Source organism: Okeania sp., assembly GCF_035285525.1.
Taxonomy (GTDB): domain Bacteria; phylum Cyanobacteriota; class Cyanobacteriia; order Cyanobacteriales; family Microcoleaceae; genus Trichodesmium.
The window spans coordinates 19,709-28,561 of the sequence record NZ_JAYKGW010000033.1 but is presented as its reverse complement, the minus strand read 5'-3'; the positions used below and the strand labels follow the sequence as shown (position 1 = coordinate 28,561).

Sequence of the window (8,853 nt, the reverse complement as noted above, 5' to 3'; positions counted from 1 at the left end):
TTGTTTTTTTTCTTGACTTTCTTCTGTTTGCCATTCTAGATAAGAAAGTTGAATATTGGATGAATTTAACGTTTTGCGATAATAAACCATAATCAAAATATGAGAATTGAATCTATTAATTTATGGTAACAATATTATCAAAAAAAATATTTGGTCAATTCCTACTTAATTTTCTAAATAATTGAAGTAGAAGATCAGCTCAACTTTATAAATAATAATTGATAACTAAAATGAGAGTATAACTTAATGAAACCAAGTATAAAACCCAGCTATATACTGCACAAAAATTTTCGCCTACCAATGGGATTTCCTCCAGAAAATTTTGACTCTGGACTGACATATCAAGCTCAAACAACAGACACTTTTATTGTTACTTATCCTAAATGTGGAACAACTTGGACTCAACATATTGTTTGGATGTTATCCCACGATGGTAAACCATTGCCTTTAGATAAAAATATTAATTTAGAAGTTCCTCATCTCGAAGAAGTGGGAGGTGATTTTGTCAAATCTTTATCGGAACCTCGTTTTATCAAAACTCATTTAACTTATGATTTAACTCCCTATAATCCTGATGCAAAATATATTTATGTAGTTCGTAATCCTTTTGATTGTGCTGTTTCTTTTTATTATCATACTCAAGGATTTGTCAAACATTATAATTTTGCTGAAGGTACATTTGATGATTTTTTTGAATGTTTTATTAATGGAGAAGTAGACTGGGGAGATTACTTCGAGCATTTAGTTGGTTGGGTACAACATAAAAATGATGAAAATGTTCTGTTTTTAACTTATGAATCTATGAAAAAGAACCCCAAAATAAATATTACTGCTATAGCAGAATTTTTAGGTGATAATTATGTAGAAAAAATCGCTAATCCCCAAATTATAGAAAGTATTATTCACCATACAAGTTTTGCTAGCATGAGCAAAAATCAAAGTCGTTGGTGTAGTGAACGTCCTAATAATATGACTCCATTTATTCGTAAAGGAAAAGTGGGAGATTGGAAGTTACATTTTTCAGTTTCTCAAATTCAGAGATTAAGTGAAAAATTGAGGATGAGAACTGCTGGAACTGAAGCCGAAAATTTATGGGAAATTCCTAAAATAGGTAGTAAGGAGTAGGAAGTAGGAAGTAAAGGAAAATAATTGAATCGAATTAATTATTATTACAATGGAACTTTAAATAGGAAGTGGAAAAAGAATAGACAAACTAATTTATTTCAATAATAAAAGAAAGAATAACTAATAACTGAAGTGATACAGAAAGTTATCTTCCCTCAACTATCTATTTATAGTATTCTTCAGACCAAAAATTGTAATAAGATGTTTTTTGCAATTTATCAGAATATTTTTTCAACTCTTCTCTATCTTGGATTAATATCATTGCATAATCTTCATTATTAGTCTTCACTCCACCTATCTCATTGTATTGGTTTGGGTGGTCTGGAACTAGCCAAAGTTTATCAGTTTGATTTTCATCGCAGATAGTTTGGAGTTCTTCAATAGAATATTTTTTAGGGTCAGCTATCAGTATGATAACCTTCTTATTTACAGGAAAGTTGTTGACATATTTTTTGACTGACTCCACCATATTTTCAGCGTTCCATACTGAGATATTTTCTATGAACTTTTTGGCGTATGGACATATTGGGTGTCCATCTAACTCAAGTCTAGGTTTTTGTAAATATTCGAGGTATTTTTGTATCATTTTCTTTCCTGTTATTTTAACAATGAATTATTCTCTCTGCTACCCATCAATATCTCAATAGAAAGTTTACACTTTTTGTTCCTTTTGAGGGAGTTGAGTTACCTTTTTTTTACCAGAAAATGAGGGTATGTGCCTCCCCTTTTCAGGGAATGAAAAAATATTTAGGGTTGGTTGAAAAAAGCAAAGTGTGGGCAGGGTGTTCAGCAATTAATAATAAACAATTAATAATTAATAATTACCCCTTCTTCAAAGAAGGGGATTGACTAATCATAAAAATTTTTTATTTATCCCTTGAAAAGGAGAGGCTTCCAGGGATAAATTGTTGAATAAATAATTATTGACTATCAACTTTTAATTATTAATTATCAACTTTTAATTGTTAATTATTCGGGAATAAAGAGAAAGCAGGAGGAATAATTATTCCTTTATTTTTCTATCCTTGGTCTGCCTAAAATCCTATTTCTGGGGAACCGTACTTTTTGGTAGTTATATGATGAAAAAATAGCACTTTTTCTGGATTTTAAAAGGCTATAGTTTTTATCTGTAAAAGCTTTTCTATTTCCATTCGCAAACTCTTTTAACTCAGTATTTAAAGCCTCCAACTAAAGTCGGAGGTTCACTCTCTACTGATAACTGAAATGACCCATACAAAAATTTGGGGAGCAACTGATTTGCCTACAATAATACAAATCTCTTTTAAGTTCATAAGCAAAATTAATTATACATCCTAAATTGACTTCTTCTTCCCCCTTTTTTGTTCCCTCTCTCAAGTATAATTATTTTTCTCAAATCAAAGGAAATTTTTGATATAATTAAACCTAAAAATTTTGGTATAGCAGGTTCTAGTTTGGTGAGGTACACCCGCGCGAAAAATGGCACTAAGAACATTTACAGCAGATTCCAAGTATATGAAGTACAGATATTAATAATTTAATTTTCATAAGTAGCGAGCATCTTGCTCGCGTGGGTATACTTCACCAAGGTTGATGTATCTGGAATCCGCTATAATTATCAATAATATCTGTACCTCGCTAGTTTGGGAAATGCTATAATATTTTTTTTTACTAAAGTCTCTCTATGAATTTTTTCTCATCTCAACAGTTGATTTCAGAAGAGTTTAATTTTGAAGCTAATTTAATACTTTATCCCGGAGAGGCAGCAGATTTTATCAACACAATACCTGATAATTCTGTAGCTTTAATTATCACTTCTCCTCCCTACAATATTGGTAAAAATTATGAGCAAAAAATTGCCCTAGAAGACTATCTAGAAACTCAAGAAAAACTGCTGAATCAAATGTACCGAATTTTGAGAGAGGATGGTAGTATTTGTTGGCAAGTTGGTAATTTTATTCAAAAAGGTGAAGTGTTTCCTTTAGATATTTTTTATTACCAAATATTCAAAAAATTACAAATGTTTTTGCGGAATAGAATTATCTGGCATTATGGTCATGGTTTACACGCCCAAAAAAGGTTTTCTGGTCGTTATGAAACAATTCTTTGGTTTAGTAAAAGTGATAATTATATTTTTAATTTAGACCCGGTTAGAGTTCCGGCAAAATATCCTGGTAAGCGACATTATAAAGGAGCAAAGAAAGGTCAATTATCGGGAAATAAAAAAGGTAAAAATCCCTCTGATGTTTGGGAAATTTTAGCTAAAGATTGGGAAGCAGGAATCTGGGATATTCCTAATGTAAAATCTAATCATCCAGAAAAAACAAATCATCCTTGTCAATATCCAGTAGAATTAGTTGAAAGATGTGTTTTGGCTTTAACAAATGAAAATGATTTTGTTTTCGATCCTTATGCCGGAACAGGTACTTCTTTAATTGCAGCTATTAAAAATAATAGAAAAGCAATGGGAAGTGAGAAAGAACTTGATTATATTGAAATAGCTAGAAATCGAATTAATTCTTATTACAATGGAACTTTACGCACGAGACCTTTAGGTAAACCTGTTTATGTTCCTACCGGTAAAGAAAAAGTTAGTCAAATTCCTGATGAGTGGAAGGATCATAAACAAATGAATTTATTTGAAGAACAAGAGGAGAAATAAAATTAATGATTATTGCTGGTATTTATTCTTTTAACTCTGGGTTAGAAGTTATTGAGCAAAACTTCAGTGATGAATTTAATCAGGTTAAAAATGTTATTTCTAGAATAGATGCAAAACAACATAAAACAAAGATTAGTCAAGAAAAAACAATGGCTGGTAGGATGCTATATAAACCTAGTTCCCTTAATACTGCTTATAGACAAGAGTTTGAATTGATGGGTTGGAAAAAAGAAAAAATATATTGTGAATATCCTACTAGATATTATACAGATAATTATCAACCTATGACTCCAGAGCGTCAGCCAAGACCTTATCGAGAAATGGATTTTGTTAAAGGTAAAGTAGGAGTAGAAGTTCAATTTGGTAAATATGCTTTTATGGTTTACAATGTCTGTGCAAAAATGACTATTTTTCACAATCAAAATATAATTGATGTAGGAATAGAAATAGTACCTATTAAAGAATTTGCAGATATGATGTCAACAGGAGTTTCTTATTTTGAACAATTTGTTTGGGATTTAGAACATCGAGGAGTAGCAAATATTGATATTCCTGTTTTAGTATTAGGATTAGCAGAATGATATTCATTAATGGATAATGGATAATTGATAATTACCTTTCTCTAAAAAGGAGAAGATGGGCTAAAAGGAAAAAATAAATCTTTGACCCTTGAAAGGGGAGGCTTCAAGGTGTGAATTATTTAATTATTTAATTGTTTAATTATTAATTATTTTGGTAAATAAAACATACGACTCTAATAATCAAGAATCTAAACTAATCAGGAAATATAACAAAATAAATAATGTCTCTAACTAATAACTAATAACTGATAACTGAAATGATAACTACTCTCGATCTAAAAGATATTACTGGTGCTTTACCAATTTTTGTCGAATCCGAACAAAAGGAAAAATTTTTATTTGTCTTAGGTGCTTTAATGGCTAGATTAATTAGTTTGAAAAAAGGTACAGAAATAATGGAAATTGATGCTGAGGAATTGTTGCAAATTTTGGATTTATTAGGCATTGAATTTTCCTATCTTTCTTATGAAGATATAGAACAGGAAAAAAGGTGGTAAAAATTTTGAAAATTGTAATTAATTCGTCTCCTCTTATCTTGTTAGTCAGGTTGCCAGCTTTAGAATTATTTCTTAATGAAAATTATAAATTTTATATAACGCCCTCTGTTGTGACTGAAATTAATCCTAAAAGTGATAATATTAGTCGGGCATTGACTCCTGTATTAACACTATAAAAGTTAACAGTACAAAGCACTAATTTAACTTCTTTATTTAATCGGTTACATAAGAGTTTTAGCCAGGATGAATCAGAAACTATTGCTCTAGCTACCGAGTTACAAGCCGATTTTGTAATTTTAGACGATTTAGCTGCTAGAAAAATGGCTACTAATTTAGGATTAAATCTTAAGGGAACTTTAGCGATTTTGAAAAAGTTAGCTGTGGAGAGGAAAATAGAAATAGGTAATAAAGATGAATTTTATGAAAATCTTGTCAACATCAAATTTAGAATTTCTCGTTCTATTTTTGATGCTGTATTTCGTGATCTTTAAAAGATAAAATAAATGAACAATTGCCAAATCTAGGTTTTTTTATTGCAAAAATTATGCCTGTGAAATTGCTTTTACATTAAAAATAACGGATTTATTATAGCTAATTAATGAGACTTGATATTAATGCTTTGAAATTAAAATTACCTCTTCAAACCAAATATAAAAATGTATATTTTAATTAATCTACTTAACAACTTTTAACCCAAGAATTTAAAATTAATACGATCTAAATAGTCTAATTCTCAAATTAATATGCTAATAGTCCAAAAATATGGTGGTACATCAGTCGGTTCTGTAGAAAGAATCAAAGCAGTGGCCCAAAAGATCGCTAAAACAGCCAGCGATCGCTCGGTAGTCGTAGTGCTTTCCGCAATGGGAAAAACCACAGATGGTTTAGTCAAACTAGCAAACGAAATCTCCTCCAACCCCTGTCGCCGAGAAATGGATATGCTACTATCCACAGGGGAACAAGTTACTATTGCTCTAATGAGTATGGCATTAAAAGAGTTGGGAGTACCAGCTATTTCCCTGACTGGAGCGCAGGTGGGAATAGTCACAGAAGCTCAACATTCCCGCGCTCGTATTTTACACATTCAAACCGAACGCATAGAAGAACATCTGCAACTGGGGGAAGTTGTAGTTGTTGCAGGTTTCCAAGGTATTAGTCAGACTCGTCATCAGGAAATCACCACATTAGGTAGAGGTGGTTCCGATACTTCCGCAGTCGCTTTAGCAGCAGCACTCCAAGCAGAAAAATGCGAAATATATACAGACGTTCCTGGAATATTAACAACCGATCCCCGTATCGTACCGGAAGCACAGTTAATGTCAGAAATTACCTGTAATGAGATGTTGGAGTTGGCAAGTCTAGGGGCAAAAGTGTTGCATCCCAGGGCAGTGGAAATTGCTCGAAATTATGGAATGCCATTAGTAGTGTTATCCAGTTGGAGTGATGCACCGGGTACTCGCGTCGTTTCTGAAATCCCTCGACGTCCTGCATTACAAGATTTAGAATTAACCAAACCTGTAGATGCCATAGAATATGATACTAACCAAGCGGCAATTTCTTTATTGCACGTTCCTGATCGCCCTGGTGTAGCAGCCAAATTATTTTCTGGTATTGCGGAAAAAAATATAGATGTAGATTTGATTATTCAATCTATTCACGAAGGTAACACTAATGATATTGCTTTCACTGTCGGAAAAGATACATTGAGAGTAGCAGCAGCAGTAGCGGATGCTATATTACCTGCTTTAGGGAAAAATTCTGACCCCAGTTTAGGGGAACCAGAAGTCAGAGCGGAAGAAAGAGCTATTGCCAAAGTCAGTCTGGTGGGTGCAGGAATGATCGGGCGACCACGAGTAGCAGCAAAAATGTTTGCAACTTTGGCAGCAGCAGAAGTAAATATATTAATGATTTCGACTTCCGAAGTTAAAGTAAGTTGTGTGGTTAATGCAGAAGACCGAGAAAAGGCAGTTAATTCTTTGTGTCAAGCATTTGAGGTAGATGTAGCAGATATTTCCAGTAGTTCTGCTACTGAGTCGTCAGAAGTTTTGCCACCAGTGCGAGGAGTTGCTTTAGATAGGAAGCAAGCAAGGGTAGCGGTGCGTCACCTTCCCGATCGCCCAGGAATAGCAGCTAAAATATTTGGTTTGTTGGCGCAACAGAATATTAGTGTGGATATGATTATTCAATCCCAACGTTGTCATAGTGTGGATGGAGTTTTGACTCGTGATATTGCTTTTACCATATCTCAATCAGAAGAGGAAACCGCATATCAAATTTTGAGAAATGCAGCAGCAGAGTTTGGTTGGGGAGAAGTAGAGTTACAGAGTGGTATTGCGAAAGTGAGTGTAGTTGGTTCGGGAATGGTTTCTCATCCAGGAATAGCAGCAAAAATGTTTGCAGCATTGGCAGCAAGTCAAATAAATATTTTGATGATTGCGACTTCAGAAATTAAAATTAGTTGTGTGGTAGAAGAGGAGGATAGCGTGAAAGCATTGCAAACTATTCACAAAGCTTTTGGTTTATCTGGTAATGAGGTGGTTAAAGTTCCAGTTTAAGGTTAGATGAGTAGGGGAGTATAGGAAGGCAAACTGGATTAATAAACACGGACTTTGAAAATGGTGCATTAGGGAATCAAACTTTGTAGGGGCGGGTTACGGTTCCCGAAAAATCATTATTTAAGTTAACGAGTCTTCACTGATAAGTTGGCTAAACGCGCCCCCATGAGATCGCGCACTCTCTAACGGGGCGGGTTTATGTAAACCTTAGAGTAACCATGAAAATTTCTGCTCAAACCCGCCCCTACCCCATGCACCATTTAAGGTGTCTCAGTCTACTACTGGACTGTTTCATCTAATGAGTGCGCATTAGGGAATCATAGAAAATCCGGTAGAATACTCGTTATATAGTTGTCGGAGATGGGGATATGGGGATATGAAGAGATTGAAGTGTAGATAAAATTATGAACATATACACTTGTAACCGGATTCTATATCAGGCTTTGTAGGGGCGGGTTTCATTATTAAGTTAACGAGTCTTCACCGATAAGTTAGCTAAACCCGTCCCCCATGAGATCGCGCACCCTCATACTGGGTATAGCGGTACTGCGTAAGTCCCCATTATACCAAATATTGAGCTTCTGCTAATAGCAATATTTTTTTGATTTTGGTAGAATAAAACGTAAGCATTTCCTGGGAAATGCGCTCGCATTCAGCAGTCAGCTCTCAGCTTATGAAACAAATCTATAATTTCCGGCCATTATATTGGGTTGACAACTCAGATACATGATTGAAAAGTAGAAGTTAAAAAAGTGCTTGCTTCATTCATTTTTATTGTGCTTGAGCTGACTGCTGATTGCTAATAGCTGAATGCTTATACTTTATCATTATCTTCAACAAAGGTAAAAAAGTTATGACAACAACTAATTTAATTAAGACAATACCAGTTAATATTCCCAAAGAAATTAAACTGAAAATTACCCACGAACAATTTATTGAGTTAGCACTGGTTAACCGAGATTTACAATTAGAAAGAACAGCTACAGAAGAATTAATTATTATGGCACCAAAAGGAAGCATTACAGGAAATCGCAACTCAAGTATTATAGGGCAACTTTGGTCATGGAACTATCAAACAAAATTGGGGAAAAGTTTTAATTCTTCTAGTAGTTTTCATCTGCCTAATGGTAGTAATCGCTCTCCTGATGCTGCCTGGGTAAAACAGGAAAGATGGGATGCTTTAACTAGAGAACAACAGGAAACTTTTGCGCTTTTATGCCCTGATTTTGTAGTAGAATTACGTTCTAAAAATGATACTATTTTAGAATTACAAAAAAAGATGAAAGAGTATCAGGAAAATGGTGCAAGATTAGGTTGGTTAATTAATAGTAAAAACCGCACAGTAGAGACTTATTGGCAAAATCAGGAAATAGAAATATATGAAAATCCTGATAGTTTATCCGGAGAAAATGTATTGCCTGGATTTGCTTTAGATTTAACAGAAGTTTGGTAAT

General features: G+C 33.6%; 8 protein-coding genes and 1 pseudogene. 8 read left to right on the top strand and 1 reads right to left on the bottom strand.

The features are described 5' to 3' along the window. Positions 1–246: 246 nt before the first annotated feature. Positions 247–1,125, top strand: a complete 879-nt coding sequence (locus VKJ25_RS03545; RefSeq protein ID WP_324235248.1) for a sulfotransferase domain-containing protein — start codon at positions 247–249, stop codon at positions 1,123–1,125. Between the two features lie 163 nt (positions 1,126–1,288). Here VKJ25_RS03545 and VKJ25_RS03540 read toward each other — a convergent pair whose 3' ends face one another. Next, the gene (locus VKJ25_RS03540; protein ID WP_324235247.1) at positions 1,289–1,711 is read right to left on the bottom strand and encodes a hypothetical protein; all 423 of its coding nucleotides are present in this window, start codon (positions 1,709–1,711) and stop codon (positions 1,289–1,291) included. Positions 1,712–2,788: 1,077 nt separating this feature from the next. On the opposite strand from VKJ25_RS03540, the gene VKJ25_RS03535 reads away from it, so the two are divergent. From VKJ25_RS03535 to VKJ25_RS03505, 7 genes and pseudogenes are all read left to right on the top strand, one after another. Then, entirely contained in the window at positions 2,789–3,766 is a 978-nt protein-coding gene (locus VKJ25_RS03535; protein WP_324235246.1) for a DNA-methyltransferase, read from the top strand. 5 nt (positions 3,767–3,771) lie between these two features. Next, the gene (locus VKJ25_RS03530) at positions 3,772–4,347 is read left to right on the top strand and encodes a BglII/BstYI family type II restriction endonuclease (RefSeq protein ID WP_324235245.1); all 576 of its coding nucleotides are present in this window, start codon (positions 3,772–3,774) and stop codon (positions 4,345–4,347) included. 257 nt (positions 4,348–4,604) lie between these two features. Beyond that, complete coding sequence (locus VKJ25_RS03525) at positions 4,605–4,844, top strand: hypothetical protein (protein ID WP_324235244.1); 240 nt, start codon at positions 4,605–4,607, stop codon at positions 4,842–4,844. Positions 4,845–4,849: 5 nt separating this feature from the next. Then, a complete protein-coding gene (locus VKJ25_RS03520) occupies positions 4,850–5,020 on the top strand; it encodes a hypothetical protein (RefSeq protein ID WP_324235243.1) in 171 nt (56 codons plus the stop codon). Between the two features lie 15 nt (positions 5,021–5,035). After that, positions 5,036–5,335: pseudogene (locus VKJ25_RS24825) on the top strand (PIN domain-containing protein); the annotation flags it as partial. Between the two features lie 252 nt (positions 5,336–5,587). Continuing rightward, entirely contained in the window at positions 5,588–7,399 is a 1,812-nt protein-coding gene (locus VKJ25_RS03510; protein ID WP_324235241.1) for an aspartate kinase, read from the top strand. An 853-nt stretch (positions 7,400–8,252) separates the two neighbouring features. Further along, positions 8,253–8,852: a Uma2 family endonuclease gene (locus VKJ25_RS03505; protein WP_324235240.1), complete on the top strand. Its 600-nt coding sequence runs from the start codon at positions 8,253–8,255 to the stop codon at positions 8,850–8,852. Position 8,853 lies beyond the last annotated feature (1 nt).